Source organism: Candidatus Saccharimonadia bacterium (genome assembly GCA_035544015.1).
GTDB lineage: Bacteria > Patescibacteriota > Saccharimonadia > UBA4664 > UBA4664 > UBA5169.
In genome coordinates, this window is record DATKIP010000012.1 from 201,690 (window position 1) to 226,012 (window position 24,323).

Consider the following 24,323-nt stretch of genomic DNA (forward strand, 5'->3'; position numbering starts at 1 on the left):
CCCGCAGGAGCCAATCCCTAAAACAGCGGCGCCCTCTCACCCTGCCCCTGCAGCAAAATATCATCAATACTAGAATCAAAATATTTCGGCGGGTTGAGATAAATCTGCGGCGTCAGCACCACCTGCTCGCTCACCGGAGTACCGTTGGTGTTCGCCGCTCCGAGCCGGCCAAAAATCAGCTGTTTGCCCATCATGAAGCCGTTAATACGCAAAGTTGGAGTCGAACACGCCGCCGCCACCGCGTTACACGTATTAATAGTCCCGTTCGAGAACAGATACGCATCCACCCGCGTCACCGCCGGGTCAATCGAAATCCCGCCGTTCGCAATAATTCCCAGCGACGACACGCTGTGCGCCGGCAAAATCGTCGGATTGAGCGTAATATTCCCCGTAATCTCCACGCTGCCGTTCGTCACGATCGTCACCGGCCGGCGCGCTACCCCCGGTGCCAGCGGATTACCCACGGTCCCGTGCAGCTTAAGCGGGGACACACCGATGTAGTAATACACTCCCTCTTCATTGCCCGTCAGGAAAAAATCCTGCACGGGGATCGTGGTGTACCCCGGCCCCGACATGCCCGCCGCTGCAATCCCATAAATATCCGGCCGCTGCAAACAAGCGTAGCCACCGTTCACCCCTAGCCTCAGCGAATCAGCCGCCGCATTATTATTGGAAGCAAAATTACTAATGCCCGCCGTCGCCGACACCGCATACTGGCCAAATGAGGCCCCGCTGGCGTTGGTCTGCACATAGCCGTTAGCCGCCGGCTGAGTACAATCGCCGGCATGCACATCGCCGCTATCGGCCTCGATGCCCGGCACGCGCCGCGAGATCACGCGAAAATGCAGCTGCACATGATCCTGCGCCCCCGCCAAGTTCGTCGGCTCAAACCACACGTCCACCGTAAACGTACTCCCCACCGGCGCTGTTGCCGGCACCGTAAAGGTCACGCGTCCGTTCGTGGCACCTGCACCCATCCCCGTCACATTCCAAAACCAGTTCTTGCCTACCACCCCCCCAATGGCCGAAGCCGATCTAAACCCGTCGCCAGAAGAATGCCCCCCCGTGAGCACCGATTGCTGCGCCGGCGTCGTGGCGCACGCCACCGGACACGGCGCGGTCGCAAACGCCGCCCCCGGATACATCACCTGCAAATCCCCCGGCTGCGAAGGTGCCGGGCCGCTATTCACCAGCCCCACGTTGATATCCACCGGGTCACCCGCCACCACCTTGGCCACTCCAGCCACCTGCGGCGGATTCGACGACGCACTCAGATTTACATTAAAAGTTGGCTGGTTCAAGCCGTTCGCGTCGCCCAATGGGTTGGCGCAGGCCTCGCGAATCGCGTAAAAATCCGTCGTCGCCGGCTGGTGAAAAATAATCGCGTCCGGCGTCGAACCACCCGGATCGTTGTACCACGCATCGTCGTTCGGATTAGAACCCGGGCCGTTACCTTGCCAAAACGTGTTAGTGCTAAAAGCATGGGGCACTCCGTCGCAATTGGGCCCCCACGTAACCCAATTTTGGTCGCTGTAGTAGCGGACTCGGCCTTCCCAGTCCGCAATCAGCACCGTTAAGGCTGGGTTTACCGGCCACACCGTGCCAGCCGGCTTCCCCGTCATGGTCAGTACCAAAAACCGAGCCCCGGTTTTATCCTGAGGACTCCCCGAAACCAAGTAGGTCTTTATAGCCGCAATAAATGACTCCACACACGGCTTTCCGGTCGGGCTCAGCGGAGCCGGGGTCGGATGAATGCCAGCGTTTAAAACATTGTCGCCCCAGTCATCAAATGCGTTCAAAAAATACCCATGGTATTCCGCCCGCGCAAACGGCGCCGCCCAGGCCTCACCCATCGGCAGCAATACCGTCAGCACCGTGAGCACCGCCACTACCAGCCTCGAAAATCGCTGCCTCACGGCGTACCTCCCACGCGCGTTATCGCCGCTTCAATCCGTGGCAGTTCGCCGGCGTGCTGCTTAGAAGTCCCGTCTTTGATCATCTTCTGGCACCGCTTATAGAAATCCAGCGCCACCGCCTTATTGCCGGCGCTCTCCGCCGCCCGCGCCACCGAAAAATCAATGCCGTACGTTTCCATCAAGGCCTGCCCCGTCTTGTACGCATCAAGCGCACCCGGAAAATCACCCTTAGCTTCATAATTTGAACCAATAGCCGCGTACAAGCTCAGCTTTTCTTCATTCGTCTTCACCGCCGTTAGCTGAGTCCGCAAAGAGGCTATCGCGGCGTCATACTTACCACTAAACGAATTGTCTTGAGCCTTGAGCAATGTCTGCTTGGTCGCCACCGCAGTATCCGGCTTTTGTAGCTTCATGAAGACAAAAACGCCCACAACCACCGCCAACACCACCACAACCACACCCGCACCCATCATCCGTGCGCGTCGCTTCGAAGCTCCAGTATCAATCACTACTTGCGGCATTTGAATTTACTCTAGGCCAATGCCGGCCTGCGGTCAAACTGCTTGCGCTTCGTGAACCAAAATAAAATAATTGCGTGGACCACGCGGGAGGGATGGCAGTGCGCCACCCCTCCCGCGCGTTTAGTGCGACTTGCTAGCCCGATTTCACGCCCCCGTCACGTAGTGGCCTCCCACCTTGGACCACGCGGTCCATGTGCCGTTGGCGTGCTGGGTGCGTCGCTCGACCCGGAGGTTGGAGGCCCCCGAGAACGACACCGACCCCGCCAGCTTGCTGCGGCTGACCGTCAACACCACGCGGTTCTGGGCGTTGAGCACGCGCAACTCCTGGCCGTCCCCGAGGGTGTTGGGGACGAGCCGGAAGTCGTGGTGCCCCGATGCCTTCCCGTTGCAGGCGCAGGTGTCGGTCTCCGAGTGGGTGAAGGTGGGCAGCGGCGGGCAATCCGCCACCTGCTTGGGACCCGCCACCCAGGTACGGCTGAACGTGTAGCGGTACAGCACCGTCAGGGCCACCTTGTTGCGAGATGGCACCTTGATGGTCGCCGACTTCCCTGGCTTCACTGTGACGGCGGCGCTGGTGTACACGACCGGCTTGCCATCCTTCAGGACCGGCTTGCCGGCGCTGTCGAGCACGGGGAGCTGGTAGCCCACCTGCTCGGTCCAGATGGACGCGTTCTTGATGGGAATCGTCCACACACCGGTTCCGACGCAGTTCAGCGCGCAAGCGAACTTGCCCACCGGCCGCGGCGGCGTCGGCGGCCTGCAGTTCGGGTTGTTGAGGTTCGGCACCGTGTAGGTACCCGGACCGGTCGAGAAGGTGCTCAGGTACGAGTCCTCGCCGTTACCCCGGCCGCCCTTCGTGAGGACGGATGGGATGTGCGGGACCCGACCGTAGGCGGCGTACCCGTCGGACTGCGTGTAGCAGATGCCGTGAGGCGGCGCCTTGACGACGTACGAACCCCGGAAGGGATTCTGGAACGGGTACACCTTGGTGGTGGCCACCAGTCCCTGTGGGAACAGGTGGGCCTTCCCGAGGCCTGGGTTGAGCTCCACCCAGACCGCCGCCCGGTAGTACAGCACCTTGCACAGCTTCTGGCTGACACTGACGCTGACGTCACCGGTGTTGCGGTTGTACGTGTGGTGCACTGCCGCCTTGGTGTTGTTGGTGCACGCCGGCTTCGTGGCCGCGAGCTTCCTCACCGGCGGCTTCTTGGCCACCGGCGGTTTCGGTGCCGGCTTCGTGGCCGGCGGAGGCGGCTTCAGCCCGCCGATCGGCGGGGGCGCCGCACTGCCGTACGCGGTGCCCGAGGTGAGCGTTGCGCCCATCAGAGCCACGAGCAAGATCGCAAACGCTGCGATCCGCCCACGCCCCCCGACACGACCCGTCCTTCGTGGAGACATACAGTTCCTCCCCGTGACAGTCCCAAACTTCGGGACCCGATCCTGCGAGGCCCCCCGTGGGCCTCATCAGGATGCGGTGCAGCCACTCCCAAACAGAAGTAGCCACACCGCATCCCAAGACAGCCCCACAGAAAACAAAAAAATCGGACCAACTTGTCAAAGTTAAAACTTTGGCTCTGGCCAAATTTTCTTTGAAACTATACAAAATATAGACGCTTTTGTCAATGATTCCGACTCCCGAAATCTACACGGAATTGTCCCGTAACGCCTCGAGCTCGGCTATCTTCGCCCGAATTTGCTCCGCCACCTCAGGCAAATCAGCGTCCTCGGCATCAGCCAGATCATGATCCAGAGAAGATCCGCAGACTTCGTCCAAGTAGTCTGGATTACGAAAGCCCGCATCCACGAAAATGGTGTCCACGCTCATAGTCGCCAGGATATCTGCACCGGGAACAGGCTCTTCGCCGCCGCCTCCAGCTCTTGGGCCCGCCAAGCGTCCACCGCTTGCTGTGCTGCAGAGACTTCCGGGTCACCCTCCAAAGGCAAAGCATCCGGGTGATCATAGCCTTTCGCAACCAACCCAGCGAGCACCTGCAACACTTGTTCTCTCATATATCTCGGCTCTTGCTCGGGTGACGGACCCAATTCACCCATACCGACCCTCCTTGATCATCAAACTCACGGTAAGCACATCATAGTTGACCTCGCCTAGCCATACCATCCCCAAATCTGTAAAATAGCCCCATGTCACTTTCCCTCGGCATCGTCGGCCTGCCCAACGTCGGCAAATCCACCCTCTTCAACGCGCTCACCAAGAACAATGTCTTGGCGGCCAACTACCCCTTTGCCACCATCGAGCCCAACGTCGGCATCGTGGCCCCACCCGATCCCCGCCTCGCAGCCCTCGCCGAGCTCTACCACACCGAGAAAATCGTGCCCGCCACGGTCACCTTCGTCGATATCGCCGGCATCGTACGCGGCGCCAGCGAGGGCCAGGGCATGGGCAACAAATTCCTCAGCCACATCCGCGAAGCCAGCGCCATCGTGCAGGTCGTGCGCGCCTTCTCTGACCCCAATGTGCTGCACGTCGACGGTGACCCCAATCCCCTGCGCGACATCGAAACCATCAACACCGAGCTCATCCTCGCCGATCTCGCCACCGTCGACGCCCGCCTGCGCCGGCTCGAAGGCGACGCCAAGCGCGACCCCAAAACCTTCGGACAGGTCCTCGAAATCACTCAAAAAGCTCGCGAAATTCTCGACCACGGACAGCTCCTCGGCAGCGCCGGCCTCGATCTTGATTTGCTCAAAGACCTAAATTTACTCTCTGCCAAGCCATTTATTTTTGTGTTCAACATTGATGAACAAGATTTGAACAATAAAATTATGCAAAATGATCTGGCCAAATTAGTCGCTCCTGCCAGCAGTATTTTCTTGTGCGCACAGATCGAAGCCGAGCTCATTGACCTCCCGAACGACGAAGCCCAAGAGCTGCTCGCCGAGCTCGGCAGCACCCAATCTGGCCTCGACCAACTCGCCCACGCCGGCTTTGGCACACTCGGCCTGCAGACATACCTCACCGCCGGCCCCAAAGAAGTCCGCGCCTGGACCATCCCCCGCGATGCCACCGCCCCCGAAGCCGCCGGCGTCATTCACACCGATTTTCAAAAAGGCTTTATCAAAGCCGAAATCGTCAGCTACGACGACCTCATGGCCGCCGGCTCCCTGCCCGCTGCCCGCGCCGCCGGCAAGGCGCGGCTGGAAGGCAAAGATTACCTCATGCAAGACGGCGACGTAGTCGAATTCCGCTTTAATGTCTAACTACCAGGCCATATTTTTCGACCTCGACGGCACCGCCATCCCCAACCGGCGCGACGGCATGCCCTCAGAGCGGCTCGTGCGCACCGTCGCCGCTCACCGCGACCGCATCCACCTCGTAGCCGCCACGGGCCGGCCACTGCGCTACGCTATGCCCGTAATCGAGGCACTGGGACTCACCGCCCCCTGCATCATCTCCGGCGGCACCATTATCATTGATCCCGCCGACCACAAGGTCTTAAAAATCACCACCTTGCCCCAAGCCGCAGTGCACGCCATTTTCAGCATCGTCAAAGACCACCCCTACTCACTATTTCTGCGGGAAGAACGCATAGCTTCGGACGCCCCCGCAATCCACCCCACCCTAGCCGAGGACCTCGAAATTATCTATGTCGGCCAGGTCCCAGCCGCAGACGTCGAGCATCTCAAAAGCACCATCGAAACCATCCCCAACCTCAGCGCCAATGTAGTACCCGACTGGAGCGGCGACGGCAGTTTCGCCTTCAACATCACCCACAGCGACGCCACCAAAGAGCACGCCGTCACCGATGTGCTCACGCGGCTCGGCGTGCCCCGCGCAGCCAGCATCGGCATCGGCGATGGCGACAACGACCTGCATCTCTTCCGCTCCGTCGGCCTCAAAATCGCCATGGGCAACGCCGGCCCCACCCTCAAAGCCGCAGCCGTCCTCATTGCGCCTCCCCTCGATGAGGACGGCCTCGCCCAGATGATCGAGCGTTACGCCTAAGATCGAAGCCGCATATCGAGCACTTCACCCTCCCCACCAAACAAGAACTCAGCCTCAATATACTTACCCACCAACACCTCCGGCAACCAATACCGATCATCAGCCCACATCTCGTCATATGGGAGTTCCCGCTCATCAAACCACCGTGGCGCCATTTCCTCGGTCTCCATCGGCTCACCTACCCACACCTCACATACATACACCCGGCACAAAATATTCTGCATCTCAAAACCCGGATCACGCTCAAAATAAAACCTCAGCATCCCGGCCTCCGTAAGCGCGCCTACCTCGACGCCAATCTCCTCCGTCACCTCGCGCCGAGCCGCCGCTTCGTAGGTTTCGCCTGCCTCCAGCTTGCCACCCACCCCATTCCAATGCCCGGCGCCAAATCCCCGCTTCTTCATGGCCAGCAACAGCTCGCCCGGCCGGCGCAAAAAGACCAACGTCACCTGCTTAAACGTTCCGTCGTGCGCCGCTTCATATTCCGCTAGCGTCATGAGCGAGTCCGGAGCAGGAAAAACCGCTCCACATTCCCCTCAGCGCCCGACACCGCCGAGTCCATTTCGGCCATAATCTCGAACCGTTCGCGCATCCACAGCCGCAAATCGCCCAAAACCTCGTCCCGCTCGCCCCCCAGCGGTATCACCCCGTGATATTTATCCGCCAACGCTTTGCCCGCCTCAAATTGCGGCTTCGCCATGGCCACAAGCAGCCCACCCGGTCTTACCAACGCCGCCGCAACCTCTAGCACTTTGGTAAGCGAGATAAACGACACGTCCATCACCGCCATATCCGCTGGCTCCGGAATGGCCTTGCCCGCATCGCCGACCGTCACGTCGCGAATATCCGTCTGCTCCATCACTACCACGCGCTCATCTTGCCGCAATCTGTACGCCAGCTGGCCGGTCCCCACATCCACGCAATACACCCGCGCCGCGCCGTGCTGCAGCGCCAAATCCGTAAACCCGCCCGTCGACGAGCCCACATCGAGCACAATCTTGCCTCCAAAGTCGAGCCCAAAATGCTCCACTACCGAGGCCAACTTGTCCCCCGCCCGGCTCGCGTATCGCGGCTGGTCCTTCACATGCAGCGAAGTGTCCGCGTGCACCATCAAGCCAGGCTTCTCCAGCCGCCGCCCCTCCGCCGACACCTGGCCGGCCATAATCAGCGCCTGCGCCTGCGTGCGCGTGGGCGCCAGACCCCGGGTCACCATCAGCACATCAAGCCGCTGCTTCACGCCAGTCGCCTACTTAGCGCGCTCGAGGTAGGCCCCGCTCAAGGTATTCACCTTCACGCGGTCGCCCTCGTTCACAAACAGCGGCACCATTACCTGCACGCCGGTCTCTAGCGTAGCCGGCTTCAGCGCCGTGGTAGCGGTGTCGCCCTTCACGCCCGGCTCGGTCTCAGTGACCGCCAACTGCACCGCATTGGGGATTTCAAGGCCAATCACCCGGCCGTTGAACATCTGCAAACCCACCGTCGTCCCATCGGCCACATATTTGGCCTGATCACCGAGCACTTCAGTGCTCACGGTTTCCTGGTCGTAGGTCTCATTATTCATAAAAACCAGATTGTCGCCCTCACGGTATAGCATCTGCATATTCACCCGGCTCACATCGGCCGGCAGAATCTTATCTGAGCTACGGAATGATTTCTCCACCACGCCACCACTCAGCAAATTCTTGAGCTTCACCTGCACCACCGCACCACCGCGGCCCATAGCCTTATGCGAGTATTCCACTACGCGGTACGGCGCACCCTCGAGTTCCACTAGCACCCCGATCTTCAGATCCGTGTGTCCGTAAACCATCGCCATATCAGACTACCGAACCGTAAACGGCAGCAAAGCAATGTGACGAGCGCGCTTGAGCGCCACGGCTACGCGCCGCTGGTGACGCAAGCAGTTACCAGTGCGCTTGCGACCCTCGATCTTGCCGTAGCTCGAGAGGTACCGCTGCAACAGCTTCACGTCCTTGTAGTCGACATAATCGACCTTCTCGGCGCAAAAGCGGCAGACTTTCTTTGAATAAAAATTAGCCATTCGTGTTCCTTAAACCCCTAAAACGGGATGTCATCTAAATTAATGTTGGAATTGGCGTCCAGATCCTGGATCACCACATCGTCGGACTTGGCCGCCGAAGCCGGGTTGCTACCGGCCGACGCGGCACCGCTGCGAGGCTCCCCGCCCCCAACCGGCGCTCCGCCGGGGCCATCCAGGAAGTTGACGTCGCTCGCCACGATTTCCGTGCGCTGACGCTTCACGCCGTCTTTTTCCCAGCTCTGAGTTTGCAACCGGCCGATCACCATCACCTTGCGGCCCTTGGCCAAGTACTGAGCAGCTAGCTCTCCAAGCTTTCCCCAAGCCACAATCTCGTGGTATTCCACCGCCTCTTTACGTTCACCGCTCTGATCCATCCAGCTCCGATTGGTGGCCACCGCAAACGATGCCACTTGCTGACCGCTGGGGGTCGAGCGCAATTCCGGATCGCGCGTCAGATTACCCATAATTATGGCTTGGTTAAAGCTTTTTGCCATCTACTTGTCTCCCTCTTTCTCGTCTGCTTTCGCTTCGTCTTCACCCTTAGCCTCGGCTACTACCTCGGCCTTCTTATCACCCCTATCATCTTTTTTGGCTTCAGCGCGAGGAGGATTCTCTTCGTGCACCACCAAAATATGCCGTAGCACTTCTTCCATAATAAGAATAGTGCTATCGAGCTGCGCAACGCCCTCAGGTGGCAACGTCACCTCAAAATACACGTAAATAGCAAAGTCCTGACGCGCGATTCGATAAGCCAGGCGCTTCTTGCCCCAGTTATCGCGCTTCAGAACCTTTCCGCCGGCATCGGCGATGAGATTTTCGACCTTAGTAATCGGCGCTTCCACGTCGATTTCGAGATCGGGGTGCAACAGCACCATCAACTCATAAGTCTTTTGCATTGATTCCTTTCTCTGGAAACCGCGGTGCATTCCCACGGATGCGCCCGGCTCCTGCCGTACGCAAAAAGGTTAGTGGTTGTAAAACCTTGTAATTGTACCTGGTTTTGGCACCCCCGTCAATCAGTTCGAGCCCTCCGGGCAGTGTACAATGGCCTCATGTATACTCTGGAGAGCAACCTCACCGGCCAACCCATCATCAGCCTCCAAACCGGCCAGGCCGTCGCCTGGATCGGCGAACCGCTCCTCACCATCACCGCCCTGCAAGTCATCGCCTTTACCTGTCGCGTAGCTCCCCGCAGCCAAGCCTTCCTGCTCATGACGCGCGACATCCGGCAATTCGCCGCCGATTGCGTCATCATCGACGACGAAGACGACCTCACCGACCCAGCCGATATCGTACGACTCAAAGCCGATCTAAAAGACCGCTACTCCCCGCTAGGTCAATCCGTGATAGCCGACACCGGCCGCCGGCTGGGTTCGGTCGAAGATTACTCAATCAATCTCGATACCAATCGGGTACAAAAGCTTCATATCCGCCGGCCTCTATTTTGGGGCTGGTTTAGCCCGAATCTCATTATCGACCGCACCCAAATCGTTGATATCACCCCGAGTCATATTACCGTTCGCGACACCACGGTTCAGGATGCCCTGTTAAATACCGATTCCCTACCCGAAACCCAACCTTGATATCGAAAACCTCTTAAGCTACACTGAGGTCAGATAATCGGACCATATCGTGCTAGTCATCCTCATTTTTGCCGTCGCATTTGTTCTCGTCTACCGCCTCGTCACCGCCAACTAGTCCAATTCAGACGACACCTCCAGAGCCTCTTTGATGAGATCCCAGCGGTAGCCTTGCCGCTGCAAATAAGCCGTGAGCTTACGCTCATCTGCATAGCCACTTAATCTGCGTTTGCGCTGGATGAGCTGTTTAAGTGACTCAAGCTCGCTTTCCGGCGCCATATCACGCAACGCCACCTCCGCAATATCCCGAGCCACACCTTTCGCGGCCAACTCCTGGGCAAGCCTCAGACGGCTCCGCGGTCTCACCGCTTGCCGGTCCGCTATCCAAGCCCGTCCAAACCTGAGGTCATCGACCAACCCCAACCCCTCCAGCCGCCCAATCGCGACCTCGATCTCAGCCGGCTCACACCCTTTGCCGGCCAGATAGTCCGCGAGCTCCCGACGACTGCGCATCCGCACTCCGAGATACCGCAGAGCCAAGGCATACGCCTTGGACTCCTTAGCCTCCGCGCGAAACTCCCCAATCTGGCCCTCACTGAGCTCCTGGCCCACTCGAATACCGCTATTACTGAGCTCGAGATCGCTCAAACTAAACGCGAAGACCTCATCAATGAACACCCGGAACAGCACCGCGCCTCTAAGCCGCGACTTTCGCTTTATCGCCGTAACGACCGGCATAATCTAGACCGCCTGAGCGAGCTTGCGAATATCCTTGTCGAGCGTCACCATCAGCTCGGGATGATCTTTCAGATACTGCTTAGCCGCCTCTCGCCCCTGACCGATCTTCTCCTCTTTGTACGAGTACCACGCCCCGCTCTTGATCACCAGCCCGAACTTCACCGCCAGATCAACCAAATCGCCGGCCGTCGAGATCCCCTCGTTAAACATAATATCGAATTCGGCCACCTTAAACGGCGCCGCCACCTTATTCTTCACCACCTTCACCTTCACATGCTTGCCGATGGAAACGTCGCCGTCTTTGATCTGCTCCGAACCGCGAATATCCATGCGCACCGAAGCATAATACTTGAGCGCCTGCCCGCCGGCCGTAGTCTCGGGATTGCCAAACATCACGCCAATTTTGAGCCGCAGCTGATTAATGAACACCACCGTGGTTTTGCTCTTGGAAATTACCCCGGTCAGCTTGCGCAACGCCTGGCTCATCAGCCGCGCCTGCAGGCCCACATGCGCATCGCCCATGTCGCCCTCGATCTCGGCCCGCGGCACCAACGCCGCCACCGAGTCTACCACCACAATATCCACAGCCGACGACCGCACCAGCGTCTCCACGATCTCGAGCGCCTGCTCGCCCGTATCGGGCTGCGAAATCAACAACGTGTCGAGGTTAATCCCGATCCGCCCCGCATACTCCGGGTCCAAAGCGTGCTCCGCGTCAATAAACGCCGCCGTACCCCCGCTCTTTTGCACCTCCGCCACTGCATGCAGCGCCAATGTGGTCTTGCCGCTCGATTCCGGCCCGTAAATCTCAATAATCCGCCCTTGCGGCAACCCGCCACCCAACGCCAAATCCAGCGACAGCGACCCGGTCGGAATCGTCGCCACGTCAATCTTGTGAGCCTCACCCAGCTTCATGATCGAGCCGGCTCCGAATTGCTTCTCAATCTGCGCCATCGCCAGATCAATGGCCTTCATACGCTCGGCCTTTTCTCCGATCGTCTTCTCAACCTTCTCGGGTTTTACCGCCTTGTCCGCCTTCGGTTCCATTACTACCTTCTCCGCTAGTTCTGTGCTCATTGTACTGTCCTTTGATCTGGTTATCTATGTGAGCTCATAGTAACCGAACACAAACCGAACTGTCAACGGTAATTTTGGAAATCGAGCGGAAAGTCAAAAGTCGCCTCGCGCAGCGCCACCATCACCCCCTGCAAATCATCCTTGCTCGTCGAGCTCACCCGCACCATATCGCCCTGGATCTGCGCCTTCGCCTTCGGGTATTTGTCGCGAATCAGTTTCGTAATCTGCTTCGCCTTGTCCTGATCCAGCCCCTTCTTAAACGGCACGCTCCAGCGCATCTCCTTGCCACCGGCAACCGGATCCTTGCTCACATCCAGCACCTTCAGCGACACGCCACGCTTCACCAACTTGCTCTGGAACATGTCCAAAATCGCATCGAGCTGGTTCTTCGTCTCCCCCTCTATCTGCACCCCGGTCTTGCCATCCGCAAACTCTAGCTTGGCCGCCGTCCCCTTAAAGTCAAACCGCTGACCCAGCTCCCGCTGCGCCTGATCCACCGCATTGGTCATCTCGGCCACATCGTAGTCACTGGCCACATCAAACGAAAAATCCTTCGCCATCGCTCGTCTCCCTTATCGCGCCCAGTTTAGCACAAATCAAGCCGCATGAACCCTAAGGAATCACCGTATCCTTCGCAAAATCCTGATTGCGCCGAATCTCACCCTCTTTGCCCAACGGGCTCAGCCGCTTACCCGCCCCCGCCGCGTTCGTCACTGTGAGGCTCGTGGCACCAGCATTGCCGGTCGTAACGTTCACATCCACCTTACCCGTAAACACCAAACTCTTGCCCGCCACAAAGGTCCCCCGAAACGCCTCGGCCCCGTCCACGAGCACCACAATCGACGTCGTCTCACTCACACTCACCACCACCGCCACTCCGTCGAACACCGCCGCCGGCACTACCGCCTCAGCCGCACTCATCTTGGGCAGTTTAGCCAGCACATTGCGCATCACCACGCTGCTCTTACCCAGCTTGCTCCGCGCCACCACCTTGATCGCATTCACCCCGTCTTGCAACGCCACCTTTTCGCTAAAGTTACCATCCGTATCGGTCAGCACCGGCGACTCGTTCACGCTCACGTCAGCCCCGGGCGTAGTATGCCCCGCCACATTCACCACCGCGCCGGTCAGCACCACATCAGATTCCGGCGAGTTCACCGTCAAGCCCGGCGCCGACGCCAAGGCCGAAAATTGCCACAACAGATACCACAGTACGCTCGCCGCCACCACGAGCACACCCCCCACCGCAGCCAATTTACCCGTAAACACCAACCGCGGCGCCCGCTCCAGCTGCGGCCGCTTGGTATCAGCCTGCGCCACACCACCACGCTCCCGCACATAATCCGCCGCCACATGCACTCCATCCAGCCCCAAATGGCTCGCATAGTGCTGCACAAATCCCCGCGAATAAATATCATTCGGCAAACTCGAATAATCCCCCGACTCCAGCGCCGTCAGGAACTTACCCCGAATTTTCGTATCAACCTCCACCTGCGCCAAACTCAGCCGCAACGCCTGCCGCCGGGCCTTGAGCTGCTGGCCCACGTGTAATTCCTGACCCGTCTCAGGCCGCTTCGTATCTTCCCGCATAATTCCATTCTACAGCTAAACAACAGGTAGAGCGCCAGCCGCCTCAGCGCGTCGAGCGCAGGCCATAAACCCTAGCCGCCGCGAACGCCAGACAAAACCACGCATCCACCAAGCAAAGGGGATGAGTTCGCGAGCAAGGCTAGGGTTTATGGCCGGAGCCAAGCCACAGCCTACTCCTCATACGGCTCCGCCGGCCGCATCGCCTCACCACCACCGCCGCCACCCTGAACCTGATCCAAGCTCGAAATCAACACATCGCGCGGCCGCGCCCCATCTGCCGGCCCAATGATCCCCCGCTCCTCCAGCAAATCCAGCAGCCGCGCCGCCCGCGCATACCCAATCCTCAACCGCCGCTGCAACATCGAGGCCGATGCCTTCCCGGCCCGAAACACCGCCTCCGCCGCCTCGTCAAACATATCGTCGTCCGGCTCACCCAGATCGCCCCCGCCCCCGCTGCGCCCGCCGCCCAGCGACACCTTCTGCGCCAGCACCTCGTCGTTGTACTGCGGCGCCCGCGCCGAGCGCAAATAATCCGTCACCGCCTTCGTTTCCTTCTCGTCAATGTACACCCCTTGAATACGCCGCGGTTTAATGTACTCCGGGCTCGAGAACAACATATCGCCCTTACCTAGCAGCTTCTCCGCCCCCATCTGGTCCAAAATCGTCCGCGAATCAATCTGGCTCGCCACACTAAACGCCAACCGCGCCGGAATATTCGCCTTGATGATGCCCGTAATCACGTCCACGCTCGGCCGCTGCGTGGCCAGCACTAGGTGAATGCCCACCGCCCGCGCCATCTGCGCCAACCGCACGATCAAACTCTCCACATCCGCCGCCGCCAGCACCATCAAGTCCGCCAGCTCATCGATCACAATCACGATGTACGGCATCGCCTCGCCTTTGTGCGAAGTGTTGTACTCCACGATGTTACGGTTGCCCACCTCGGCCAGCAGTTTATACCGTCGCTCCATCTCCGCCACCGCCCATTTCAGTGCCGAAATACACTTCTCCGGCTCCACGATCACGGGCGTCAACAAATGCGGAATATCGTTGTACAACCCCAACTCCACCCGCTTCGGGTCCACCAGTATCAGCTTCATATCCGCCGGCGAATTCCGGTACAGCAAACTCGTCAGCAACGCGTTAATCATCACCGATTTACCCGAACCCGTCGCCCCCGCGATCAAAAGATGCGGCATCGCCGCTAGGTCCGAGCTCATCGGCGTGCCACTCACATCGCGCCCCAGCACAAATGTCAGCGGCGCCTTTTGCGATTCAATTTCGGGCGCGCTCAGCACATCCCGCAGCCGCACTGTCGCAATCTTCTTATTTGGGATCTCCACCCCCACCGCGCTCTTGCCCGGAATCGGCGCCTCAATGCGAATCGGATGCGCCGCCAAGCTCAGTGCCAGATTCGTATCCAACCCCGTAATCTTATTGAGCTTCACCCCCGCCGGCGGAATAAACGTGTACTGTGTCACCGTCGGCCCCACGTTCACCTCGCCCATCGTCACGTTAATCCCAAAGCTCTCCATCGTCGACGCAATCGTCTTGGCATTCGCATTCACGTCCCCCGCATCCGCCTTGGTGCTCGTAGCCTGCAACAAATCCAAACTCGGCGCCTCCCAGGCCTCCTCCGAATTAGCCGTCAGCGCCTCTTGCGGCGCCTCAGCGGCAGCCGGCGCCGGCTTCTTGAACCCCCCCCCGCCTAGGTTCAAATCACCCCGCACCGGCAACGCCGTCATCGACGCACCCGAGTTATCGTTCACCTTCAGCTGCAGCTCCGGCTGCTTACCACCAGCCGCCTCATCGTCGTCTACCGCCTTGCCCTCGCGCGTAAACCCACTCAAAATCGCCGTAAACAACGCCTTCAGATTGGTATTGGTCGCCAAAATCAAGAAAATCGCCAGCAATGCCACCAGCACAATCGCCGCTGCCACCCCGTTGAGCAACGTCAGCATCCACATGCTAATGGCGTACCCCAGGTACCCGCCGCCGTACCCGCCCATAGCTGCCAGCTGCGCGTCAGCCCGGCCTATCAACAAATGACACAGTGCCGATAAACTCGCCACCAAGCCCAAAAACCCAAAATAATTCAGCCCCTTCACCGCATACTTATCCGGCTGAAACAACATCCACGCCAAAGCCCCAAAAATCACCGGCAACACGTAGGCGCTATAGCCGATCCCAACCCGCAAGCCGTGGAACATACCCGTCACGAGCGACCCGCCAAAATTAAAACACGCAAACGCCAGCAACAGCGCCAGCAGCCCCAGCACTACCGACGAAATCTCTCGCCGCGCCTCAGGCGACAATTTGGCCGCCTTCGCCCGCGACCGCCGGGTCGTAGCTTTGCGCTTGGTCTTGGTAGAAGTCTTCTTGGCTGCCATATCCCACCCATTATATCAGACCATAAGGACAATCAATCAGCCAGTCGCCATACCCTCACCGAATTAATTTGGTGTTCAAAATTCTTACGCTCGGCATCACCCCGTATTTTGCTTCGCAAAGGCATTCAATCACCCATTACTACACTTCGTTGATCACCGGCAGCACCATCGGCGACCGTTTGGTCTTGCTGTAGAGCAAATCGCCAATGTCATCGCGCAATCGCAGCTTAAACTTCGCCCAATCCTCACGGCTCGGATTGCCGCCCACCGCTCGTTTCTCGAAGGCTTTGCGAATCTCCGTACGAGCCTTGCCGATCAGCTCCTCATTTTCTTTCATGTAAATGAAACCGCGCGAAATAATGTCCGGGCTGCTCACCATCCGGCCAGTTTTACGACTCACGGTAGCGATAATCATAAACACGCCGTCATTACCCATCGCAATGCGGTCACGCAGCACCACTCCCTCCACGTCGCCGATACCAGCGCCGTCGATCACTACTACCCCCGCCGGCACGCGAGCGCCCTTCTGCGCCCGGTTGGGTGTAATCTCCAACACGTCGCCATTGTCCATCACAAAGATATTGTCCGATGCCATACCTTCGTTGAGCGCGATTTCAGCATTGCGCACCATCATATGGAATTCACCGTGAATCGGCATGAAGTACTTCGGCTTCACCATCGCAATCATCTCTTTGATCTCATCCTGGTACGCGTGACCACCCACATGCAGCGGCCCCAATCCATCCAGATCGCGGAACACATGGTGCACCACCTTGGCCCCCTCGCGCATCAAAGCGTCGATCGAGCTCGTCACCGAGCGGTCGTTGCCCGGGATAATACTCGAGCTAAACACCACGGTGTCGCCGGGCTTGATCTTGATGTTTTGGTGATCGCCCGTGCCCATGCGCGTCAAAGCCGAATTTTCTTCGCCTTGTGAGCCCGTACACATGATCACCACTTTGTTGTCCGGTAAGTTCACTACGTCCTGCACCCGCACCACAAGGCCTGCCGGGATCTTGAGATAGCCAAGCTTAATCGCCAGCTCCACGTTGGCCAGCATCGAGCGGCCCACGAACGCAATCTTGCGGCCCACCGCCGCCGTAGCATTAATCACCAGCTGAATACGGTTGATCTGGCTCGAAAAACTCGCCAAAATAATCCGCCCGTCCTGCCGATTAAACACCTCGTGGAATGTCGGCTCAATCTCGGCCTCGCTCTTCGAGTGGCCCAAATACTCGCACGACGTACTGTCGCTCATGAGCAGCAGCACGCCTTCGGCCCCCAACTCCTTGAGCCGCGCAAAGTCGGCCAGCTTACCATCCACCGGCGTCGGGTCAAACCGCCAGTCGCCCGTGTTGATGATCTTGCCCACCGGCGTCGTGATCACCACGGCGCAGGCATCCGGAATCGAATGCGTCACACGCACCATTTCGAGCGTAAACGCCCCAATCTGCACCTTCTCGTGCTTATCCGGATCCATCACGCGCAGCTGCGGCTGCGTCTGCAAATGGTATTCCACCAGCTTCTTCTCCACCATCCCCGCACTAAACCGCGCCGTATAAATCGGCGCCGGCAGCTGCGGCAAAATGAACGGAATGCCGCCCATGTGATCCTCATGCGCATGCGTCAGCACGTGTCCGCGAATCTTGTGCTTGTTCTTCACTAGGTAGCTCACATCCGGAATCGTATAATCTACCCCCGGAAATTTCCCCGGATTGGGGAACATAAAGCCCATATCGATCGTAATAATATCGTTACCAAATTCGATGGCCATCATGTTTTTGCCCACCTCACCCAAGCCGCCCAGCGGAATCACCTTGAGTTTTTGCTCGTGCGTCACCTGATTGGCCGGCCCGCGGTCGGCTTGAGCAGCCTGCGCACCCCGCTGCTTGGTTTGCTGCTTGCCGCTAGCACCGTTAAACACGCTCTTGTTCACCGGCATCGTATCGAGCGCCGGCACCAGGTCGGTGTGGTTGGGCACCTGCGACTGGCCGCGACGGCGTCCGCCCCGGCCACCGCCACCGCCGCCTCCACCGCCCGAACGTTGGCCACCGCCGCCCGCCGCCGGCTTGCCGCCGCTCGGCTGTTGCGGCCGCGCCGCAGCAGCGCCACCCGCCGGCTGCACCGAGGCCAGCTGCGCGGCCACGTTCGGCCGCGAAGTCAGCGGCACGCGGGCGGCCGCCGGCGGCCGAGCGGCCACTGGCCGATCAGCCGACCGCGGCGCTACCGGCGGCAATCCGCCACCCGTCGGCGCCGTGTTCACGGGCCGCCGAGGCGCGTTACCCGCCACCGGGTTTACCAGCGGCGGCACTGGCCGCTGCGGAGTTTTGTTGTCGTTATTGGTATTATTTGGTTCCAATGAAGGTCCTTTCGTTTTGGCCGCCCTAGGCTAGCCAAATTGTTATTCAAAATAATTGCAAAAAAATTCCAGCCACTACCCTATCTTCTTCAAAATGGCCGGTATCAAGGCAAAATCCGCCAGGAGCGTCTCACGCATCGCCGGGTTGTACAGCGCCGCCGCCGGATGAAACAGCGGCAGGTACACCTGCCCACCCTTGCGCACCGGCTTCCCATGCGCCTGACTTATCCGCAGCTCGGGCAAAAACACGCTCATCGAGTGCCGTCCCAAAAACACGACCAGCTTCGGCCCGATCACTTCAATTTGACGCTGCAAATAGGGCACAAATGCCGCAATCTCTTCCGGCGTCGGGTCCCGATTATCGGGCGGCCGGTACTTCACGATATTGCTGATGTAAATATCCGACCGCTTCAAACCAATCGAGGCTAGCATCTCGTTCAAGAATTTACCGGCCGCACCCACAAACGGCTCCCCCTGCAAATCCTCATTCTTGCCTGGCGCTTCACCCACAAACATCAGCTCGGCCGTCGGACTCCCCACCCCAAACACCAACTGCGTTGCCGTTTGCTTCAAATGTGGGGTCACCCCATCCTGCTCAATCGCTTGAGCGATCTGCGCCAGTTGCTCTGCCTTGTCTGCTTGTTTGTCCTGCATACTACCCGTTTATTTTGCTGCGGCCCTCCAGCCTCTCGATGGATTCGAGAGGCCTCGCACCCCAGCAACCTAACTGTGCTGGTCGCCTACCGCTTTCATACTCAAATTCAATCGTCCCTGGCCGTCGATCTCGAGCAGCTTCACGCGCACCTTGTCGCCCAATTTTACCACATCCGAAACTTTTTCCACGCGCTTGTCGCTCATTTGCGACACGTGCACCAGGCCGTCTTTGCCCGGCAAAACGTTCACGAACGCGCCGAATTCCATAAGCTTCACCACGGTTCCCTCGTAAATCGTACCCACCTCCGGATCCTCGGTAAGGCCGCGGATGATCGCAATCGCCCGCTCAGCGCCGTCAGCGTCGGTGGAGGCAATCATTACGAGCCCCGAATCCTCGATGTCGATCTCCACCCCGGTCTCGGCAATAATCCGGTTAATCGTCTCACCACCCTTGCCAATCACATCCTTGATCTTCTCGGGATTAATCATCAGCTTCGAAATCCGCGGCGCGTACTCGCTCATTTCCCCGCGCGGGGCATCGAGCACTTCCATCATGCGGGTCATGATGTGCTCACGTCCAGTTTTGGCTTGAGCAAGTGCTTTACTCATAATTTCCGGGGTAATCCCCTTCACCTTGATGTCCATCTGCAGCGCCGTAATGCCGTCTTTGGTACCCGCCACCTTGAAGTCCATGTCGCCGGCAAAATCCTCGGCACCCTGAATATCGCTCAAAATCACGTATTTCCCGGCTTTCTCGTGATCCGTCACGAGCCCCATCGCAATACCCGCCACCGGCTTGCGAATCGGCACACCCGCGTCCATGAGGCTCAGCGTCGAGCCGCACACGCTCGCCATCGAGCTCGAGCCGTTCTGGCTAATTACCTCGCTCACCGTGCGAATCGTGTATGGAAAATCCTCCACGGTCGGAATCACCGGCAGCAACGCTCGCTCCGCCAGCGCCCCGTGGCCAATCTCGCGGCGGCCCGGCGAGCGCATCGGCTTCACCTCGCCACCCGAGTAACCCGGCGCATTGTAGTGGTGCATGTAGCGCTTGGTGGTGTCTTCTTCCATCGTGTCGATGAGCTGCGCGTAGCTCGTGCTCGCCAGCGTCGTCACGTTGAGCACCTGCGTGCTCCCGCGCGTAAACAACGCCGAACCATGCGTGCGCGGTAGCAAGCCAACCTGGCTCGAAATCGGTCGCACTTCGGTGGTCTTGCGCCCATCGGGTCGCTCGCCGTCTTCCAAAATCGCCCGGCGAATTTCGTAATCCATCACCTTCCGGAATGCCACCTCAATATCACTGTGCTCATAGTTTTCGCCAAATTGCGTCACTGTCTCACCTTCCAGGTTGCGCAGAGCATCATGCCGCGCATAGTGATCCTGGTGCCGCACCGCCGGCCCCAATTTGCCGTCCAAAAAGTGCTTGATCGACGCCACCAACTCCTCGTTGGCCAGCACGAGCTCATACGGCTTTTCCTTCGCCCCCAGCTCTTTGGCGATCTTCTCCTGCAGCTCAATCAGCGGCTGAATGCTTTTGTGCGCCAGCTCGATCGCCGCAATCATCGTCGCCTCATCCACCTCATTGGCACCCGCTTCCACCATCATGATGGCGTCTTTGGTACCAGCCACAGTCAAATCAAGCTTCGACTCGGCCATCTGCGATTCGCTCGGGAATACCACCAGCTCATCATCCACCAAACCAATCCGCACGCCTGCCACCGGCCCCTCAAATGGCGCACCGCTCAGGCTCAGCGCCATCGACACCGCCGTCATCGCGATAATGTTGGGCGCAAATTCCAGGTCCGCGCTCACCACCATCGCCACCGACTGCACATCGTGCCGATAGCCCTTGGGAAACAGCGGCCGAATCGGCCGGTCGATCAACCGCGCACTCAGCGTAGCGCGCTCGCTCGCCCGCCCCTCGCGCTTAATAAATCGGCTGCCCGAAATCTTACCCGCAGCATAAAACCGCTCTTCGTAATCAATCAGCAGCGGGAAAAAATCCACGCCATCGCGCGGCGTATTGCTCACCACAGCCGTACCAAACACCACCGTATCGCCATAGCGCACGGTCACGGCACCATCGGCCAAAAAGCCCATTTTACCGGTCTCAATCGTCAGTTCCCGGCCGGCAAACTCAGTCTTAAACGACCGGGCTTTACCCCCGAACGGGTGAATAATCTCTTGTTTCATGTAGTTCCTTAACGGCTTGCGCATACGTGCCAGGGACAAGGGATCAACCGCATAAGGTAGATTCATCCCAAAGCTCTAACACATACTCACGGACGCGCACGCGTTAATTGGTAGCGTAGCCTGGAGGTATGTGCGGACATTGTACCATACCGCGTGTTAGCGGCGCAGATCGAGCTTCTTGAGCACATCCCGGTAGCGCGACGGATCACGCTTGTTGAGATAATCAAGCAACCGGCGGCGCTTGCTCACCATCTTGAGCAGACCACGGCGGGAGTGCTCATCTTTTTTGTGCAATTGGAGATGCTTTGTAAGCTCTTTGATCTGCTCGGTAAAAATACCCACCTGAACCTCCGGCGAGCCGGTGTCCTTCTTGTGGGTCTGTAGACCTGTAATAACCTTGGTTTTCGATTCAGGTTTTAACATAACGCAATCGATATTAGCACTTTTTACCTATCTAATCAAGTACCCGTGCCAACGACACTATCAAAAGGCCTACGCGTAGCGATTTCTCAGCCTACCGTACGGCCAGCTCTGGCCACAACCCATCGAGACCGAACCTAAACTCTGAAGACCGCGGTATTCAGAACTTGGGTCGGTCCCGCCCGACCAGCGCGCCTTGTGAGCGCGGGGGTCGGACGGGTTATGACCGGTAGTACAGCTGGCTAGGCGGCCGAAGAAGCGGCGAGTGGCGGTGGCTTGGGGGTCCACGCAGCGTCGAGCGGCGGCGGTCCGAGGACCTTGCCACTCGGCAGAATCTCACCATTATCCGCGAAGGTCACGACGCCGTTGCAACGAGTAGCCCATCCCTGATCACCCATGTGATCCGAGACAACGACCGCTTGGTCGCGGTTGGGGGCCTCTGCCGGCGGGCAGGTGGGGTTGTGTTGGCACATTTCGTACCTCTTTTCTCCAGGACGAATCCCGGAACCGGCGGACGGAACGAACCCTGCGGGGCCGCAGACGCTCGTTTGGCGCTGTGCTGTATACACGATCAAGTGAAAGATCTTGGGGGCGGCCGCACGTACAGGGCAGAATGTCTCGTGCGGAGGCGGTCGTCTCCTGGCTGACCTGCGTTACCGCAGAGCAATCAGCAAACGATCATTACTACATGTTACCACGTTTATATTTTTTTGTCAACCATTTCTGTCACAACATTCAATAAACCACCTTGGATTCTACTCCATATGTAGAAATATTTACATAGACCTCCTTTTTGCGTTCGGAACTAAACGTTTTTCAGATACAAACGAACGTTTTTCGCTTCCACCAAGGCCAAATCCTGCGCCTCGGTCAAGCGATACTCCCCCACCTCGGTCCGCACCAGGCCCGAAAGATACGCCCCCGTCTCGAGCAGCGCGCCCAAATCCTCCGCCAACGTCCGAATATAGGTGCCGCTCGACACTTTGGCCTCCAGCTCCACGACCGGATAATCATACCGAGTCAGCACATTCTCATACACCGTCACCTGCCGGCTCGGCATCACCACGGTCTCGCCGGCCCGCGCTCGCTTGTACGCCTCCTTGCCCCCAATCTTGATCGCCGAATACACCGGCGGCGTCTGCGTGATCATCCCGGTCAACTGGGCGATCGCCGTCGCCACCGCGGCCCGATCAGGTACCGCCGCACTCACGAGCGTCTTCTCGCCTTCGCCATCGCCGGTGCTGCTAGTAGCACCCAGGGTTATTTGCGCCACGTAGCGCTTATCGAGCTTTGTCAGCACCTCAGCCCGCTTGCACGCCGCGCCAAACAACATCAGCATCATGCCGGTCGCCAACGGGTCAAGCGTGCCCGCATGACCGATCTTGCGCACCCCCGTTTGCCGCCGCAGCCGCCGAATAACATCAAATGAAGACAAGCCAACCGGCTTGTCGATTAAAAGCAGCCCATTAATTTCCGGGGTCGAGGCTTCCAAAGCCGCTACGAAACCCCTTGTCCGGCCCGCGGCTCAGTCGCCGGTTGATCCACATTAAACATCTCGGCCGCCGCAGCAAAATCAGCCGCCGGCATACCCTGCGGACGCTCAACGACTACAGGCGCCGGAGCGGCAGCGGCTACGGGCGTGGCTTCGCGCACCAACTCAAGCTGCGCCTCGTGCACGGGCGCCGGAGCCGACTCCGGCTCGCTCAGTTCAATGTGACTCGGCTGAATAATCGGCAGGTCCGGCGCAGCCGTTGGTTGTTCGTAGGTCGGCGGCGTACTCACCGGCGCGGGAGTCGTGGCCACCGTCGTCGATGCCTGAGTTGCCGCGGCTGCCGGAGCTGATTCCGCCACAGCCGGCCGCACGGCGGCGGGCTGGCTCGGCGCCGCCGCACGCTCAACCGTGCGCTCGCGTTCGGGCGCACGCTCACTGCTCCGCTCGGGCGCACGCTCACTCCGCTCAGCAGGGCGCTCCGCGGTACGCTCGGGCCGATTGCGATCACCACTGCGCTCGCCGCGGTCCTGATTACCACCTCGGTCCTGACCCCCAGACCGCTCACCCCGATCCTGGCCGCCCCGCGATTCAGACTTACCGTCGCGATACAGCGCCCGCACCACCGCCTGTTGGCGAGCACCCGCTGCCATCATTTGCGCCGCCACCGTCAAGCTCTTCGGGCTCGTATGCGAAGCCGTAAAACGATCAGTCGAAGCCACAATCCCCATCAGCAGCGCCGTCGCAATTTCGGCGTCAATAATACCGCTCTGCAAACTTTCACTCAGCGCCACCAACATTTCGCACAAACTCGAAGCATTCGGCTCGATCAAGTTAACCGCTGCGTAGTTTTCATTGGAACGATGGAAGTCGAGGTTAACCATCGGAATCGTTTCAAACGACGCCAAATTCTGCTCGTAAATCCGGTCAATCCGCGCCCGCGTCGGCACGCCCAGCACAATCGCCAGATCGTAGTGAAACGCCCCATAGCCAAACGTCACATCGCTCGGCGCAAAACTACCCCGAGACGGCGTCAAATGAATATTGAGCTTGTTCTCAGCCACTTCGTAGCGCAGCTGATCAACCTCAGCCTTCGAAACGTCCACTTTCAGCAAGAAATCGCGCGACCCACCCAAGCCGCGTTCCACCGTGCCCATCTCAAGCGCCGCCACCGAAGCCGGAGGGTTATCACTAATGATTGGCGTCACCGTCTTACCAAATTTGCGCAAAATCGCCGCCAACGCCAAAACCGCCGTCGCCTGGTCAACCGACGGGTGCTGGCCGGTCAAGATCAAAATGGTCTCAGCCTGGCGAATTGCTTCGGACGTCTGTTGTTTGGGAGTTAAGTCCATAGGTTGCTAATCTACCTCATTTGAGGCTATTTGTCAATA

At 59.0% G+C, this 24,323-nt stretch carries 26 protein-coding genes; 3 read left to right on the forward strand and 23 right to left on the reverse strand.

All coding sequences use genetic code 11. The annotated features are described in order from the left end of the window. Nucleotides 1-17 precede the first annotated feature (17 nt). The 5 genes from VMT30_01640 to VMT30_01660 form a co-directional block, all read right to left on the reverse strand. Nucleotides 18-1,916, reverse strand: coding sequence for a hypothetical protein (locus VMT30_01640; GenBank protein HVQ43646.1), 1,899 nt, complete (start codon nucleotides 1,914-1,916; stop codon nucleotides 18-20). Continuing rightward, nucleotides 1,913-2,425, reverse strand: a complete 513-nt coding sequence (locus tag VMT30_01645; protein ID HVQ43647.1) for a hypothetical protein — start codon at nucleotides 2,423-2,425, stop codon at nucleotides 1,913-1,915. Before VMT30_01645 ends, VMT30_01640 begins: the two co-directional genes overlap by 4 nt. A gap of 156 nt (nucleotides 2,426-2,581) precedes the next feature. Continuing rightward, complete coding sequence (locus VMT30_01650; protein ID HVQ43648.1) at nucleotides 2,582-3,835, reverse strand: hypothetical protein; 1,254 nt, start codon at nucleotides 3,833-3,835, stop codon at nucleotides 2,582-2,584. A 244-nt stretch (nucleotides 3,836-4,079) separates the two neighbouring features. Continuing rightward, entirely contained in the window at nucleotides 4,080-4,262 is a 183-nt protein-coding gene (locus VMT30_01655; protein ID HVQ43649.1) for a hypothetical protein, read from the reverse strand. Then, nucleotides 4,259-4,489, reverse strand: coding sequence for a hypothetical protein (locus tag VMT30_01660; GenBank protein HVQ43650.1), 231 nt, complete (start codon nucleotides 4,487-4,489; stop codon nucleotides 4,259-4,261). The genes VMT30_01655 and VMT30_01660 overlap by 4 nt, the downstream gene beginning before the upstream one ends. 90 nt (nucleotides 4,490-4,579) lie before the next feature. Between VMT30_01660 and ychF the strand changes: the two genes are divergently transcribed. Then, a complete protein-coding gene (ychF, locus tag VMT30_01665; GenBank protein HVQ43651.1) occupies nucleotides 4,580-5,656 on the forward strand; it encodes a redox-regulated ATPase YchF in 1,077 nt (358 codons plus the stop codon). Then, nucleotides 5,649-6,401: an HAD-IIB family hydrolase gene (locus VMT30_01670; protein HVQ43652.1), complete on the forward strand. Its 753-nt coding sequence runs from the start codon at nucleotides 5,649-5,651 to the stop codon at nucleotides 6,399-6,401. The genes ychF and VMT30_01670 overlap by 8 nt, the downstream gene beginning before the upstream one ends. Here VMT30_01670 and VMT30_01675 read toward each other — a convergent pair. Genes VMT30_01675 through rpsF form a run of 6 tightly spaced genes read right to left on the reverse strand, consistent with a single transcriptional unit; the run spans nucleotide 6,398 to nucleotide 9,338 of the window. Beyond that, nucleotides 6,398-6,898, reverse strand: coding sequence for an 8-oxo-dGTP diphosphatase (locus VMT30_01675; protein ID HVQ43653.1), 501 nt, complete (start codon nucleotides 6,896-6,898; stop codon nucleotides 6,398-6,400). The two genes, VMT30_01670 and VMT30_01675, sit on opposite strands and share 4 nt — an antisense overlap. Next, on the reverse strand, nucleotides 6,895-7,638 hold the full coding sequence (locus tag VMT30_01680; protein ID HVQ43654.1) for a TlyA family RNA methyltransferase: 744 nt from the start codon (nucleotides 7,636-7,638) through the stop codon (nucleotides 6,895-6,897). Before VMT30_01680 ends, VMT30_01675 begins: the two co-directional genes overlap by 4 nt. 9 nt (nucleotides 7,639-7,647) lie before the next feature. Then, complete coding sequence (efp, locus tag VMT30_01685; protein HVQ43655.1) at nucleotides 7,648-8,211, reverse strand: elongation factor P; 564 nt, start codon at nucleotides 8,209-8,211, stop codon at nucleotides 7,648-7,650. Between the two features lie 12 nt (nucleotides 8,212-8,223). After that, nucleotides 8,224-8,442: a 30S ribosomal protein S18 gene (gene rpsR / locus VMT30_01690; protein ID HVQ43656.1), complete on the reverse strand. Its 219-nt coding sequence runs from the start codon at nucleotides 8,440-8,442 to the stop codon at nucleotides 8,224-8,226. Nucleotides 8,443-8,459: 17 nt separating this feature from the next. Next, nucleotides 8,460-8,936, reverse strand: a complete 477-nt coding sequence (gene ssb, locus VMT30_01695; GenBank protein ID HVQ43657.1) for a single-stranded DNA-binding protein — start codon at nucleotides 8,934-8,936, stop codon at nucleotides 8,460-8,462. Continuing rightward, nucleotides 8,937-9,338, reverse strand: a complete 402-nt coding sequence (gene rpsF / locus VMT30_01700; protein ID HVQ43658.1) for a 30S ribosomal protein S6 — start codon at nucleotides 9,336-9,338, stop codon at nucleotides 8,937-8,939. Nucleotides 9,339-9,494: 156 nt separating this feature from the next. On the opposite strand from rpsF, the gene VMT30_01705 reads away from it, so the two are divergent. Next, nucleotides 9,495-10,025, forward strand: coding sequence for a PRC-barrel domain-containing protein (locus VMT30_01705; GenBank protein ID HVQ43659.1), 531 nt, complete (start codon nucleotides 9,495-9,497; stop codon nucleotides 10,023-10,025). Between the two features lie 111 nt (nucleotides 10,026-10,136). Here the strand turns inward: VMT30_01705 and VMT30_01710 are convergent, their stop codons facing one another. From VMT30_01710 to VMT30_01765, 12 genes are all read right to left on the reverse strand, one after another. Next, nucleotides 10,137-10,760 (reverse strand): RecX family transcriptional regulator, encoded by a 624-nt coding sequence (locus VMT30_01710; GenBank protein ID HVQ43660.1) that lies wholly within the window; start codon nucleotides 10,758-10,760, stop codon nucleotides 10,137-10,139. Between the two features lie 3 nt (nucleotides 10,761-10,763). Then, on the reverse strand, nucleotides 10,764-11,735 hold the full coding sequence (gene recA, locus VMT30_01715; protein ID HVQ43661.1) for a recombinase RecA: 972 nt from the start codon (nucleotides 11,733-11,735) through the stop codon (nucleotides 10,764-10,766). Between the two features lie 164 nt (nucleotides 11,736-11,899). Continuing rightward, nucleotides 11,900-12,397: a YajQ family cyclic di-GMP-binding protein gene (locus VMT30_01720; GenBank protein HVQ43662.1), complete on the reverse strand. Its 498-nt coding sequence runs from the start codon at nucleotides 12,395-12,397 to the stop codon at nucleotides 11,900-11,902. A 52-nt stretch (nucleotides 12,398-12,449) separates the two neighbouring features. Beyond that, complete coding sequence (locus VMT30_01725; protein ID HVQ43663.1) at nucleotides 12,450-13,427, reverse strand: RodZ domain-containing protein; 978 nt, start codon at nucleotides 13,425-13,427, stop codon at nucleotides 12,450-12,452. Between the two features lie 170 nt (nucleotides 13,428-13,597). Further along, complete coding sequence (locus VMT30_01730) at nucleotides 13,598-15,817, reverse strand: DNA translocase FtsK 4TM domain-containing protein (protein HVQ43664.1); 2,220 nt, start codon at nucleotides 15,815-15,817, stop codon at nucleotides 13,598-13,600. A 139-nt stretch (nucleotides 15,818-15,956) separates the two neighbouring features. Beyond that, nucleotides 15,957-18,176: a ribonuclease J gene (locus VMT30_01735; GenBank protein HVQ43665.1), complete on the reverse strand. Its 2,220-nt coding sequence runs from the start codon at nucleotides 18,174-18,176 to the stop codon at nucleotides 15,957-15,959. A 75-nt stretch (nucleotides 18,177-18,251) separates the two neighbouring features. Beyond that, nucleotides 18,252-18,830, reverse strand: a complete 579-nt coding sequence (locus VMT30_01740; GenBank protein HVQ43666.1) for a uracil-DNA glycosylase — start codon at nucleotides 18,828-18,830, stop codon at nucleotides 18,252-18,254. Nucleotides 18,831-18,899: 69 nt separating this feature from the next. Beyond that, complete coding sequence (locus VMT30_01745; GenBank protein HVQ43667.1) at nucleotides 18,900-21,023, reverse strand: polyribonucleotide nucleotidyltransferase; 2,124 nt, start codon at nucleotides 21,021-21,023, stop codon at nucleotides 18,900-18,902. A 156-nt stretch (nucleotides 21,024-21,179) separates the two neighbouring features. After that, nucleotides 21,180-21,446: a 30S ribosomal protein S15 gene (gene rpsO / locus VMT30_01750; GenBank protein ID HVQ43668.1), complete on the reverse strand. Its 267-nt coding sequence runs from the start codon at nucleotides 21,444-21,446 to the stop codon at nucleotides 21,180-21,182. A 239-nt stretch (nucleotides 21,447-21,685) separates the two neighbouring features. Beyond that, nucleotides 21,686-21,916, reverse strand: a complete 231-nt coding sequence (locus VMT30_01755; GenBank protein ID HVQ43669.1) for a DUF5999 family protein — start codon at nucleotides 21,914-21,916, stop codon at nucleotides 21,686-21,688. A gap of 332 nt (nucleotides 21,917-22,248) precedes the next feature. Then, nucleotides 22,249-22,935 carry a tRNA pseudouridine(55) synthase TruB gene (gene truB, locus VMT30_01760; protein HVQ43670.1) on the reverse strand — a complete coding sequence of 229 codons (687 nt, stop codon included), beginning with the start codon at nucleotides 22,933-22,935 and terminating at the stop codon, nucleotides 22,249-22,251. Nucleotides 22,936-22,940: 5 nt separating this feature from the next. Beyond that, nucleotides 22,941-24,284, reverse strand: a complete 1,344-nt coding sequence (locus VMT30_01765) for a DHH family phosphoesterase (protein HVQ43671.1) — start codon at nucleotides 24,282-24,284, stop codon at nucleotides 22,941-22,943. Between the last annotated feature and the right edge of the window lie 39 nt (nucleotides 24,285-24,323).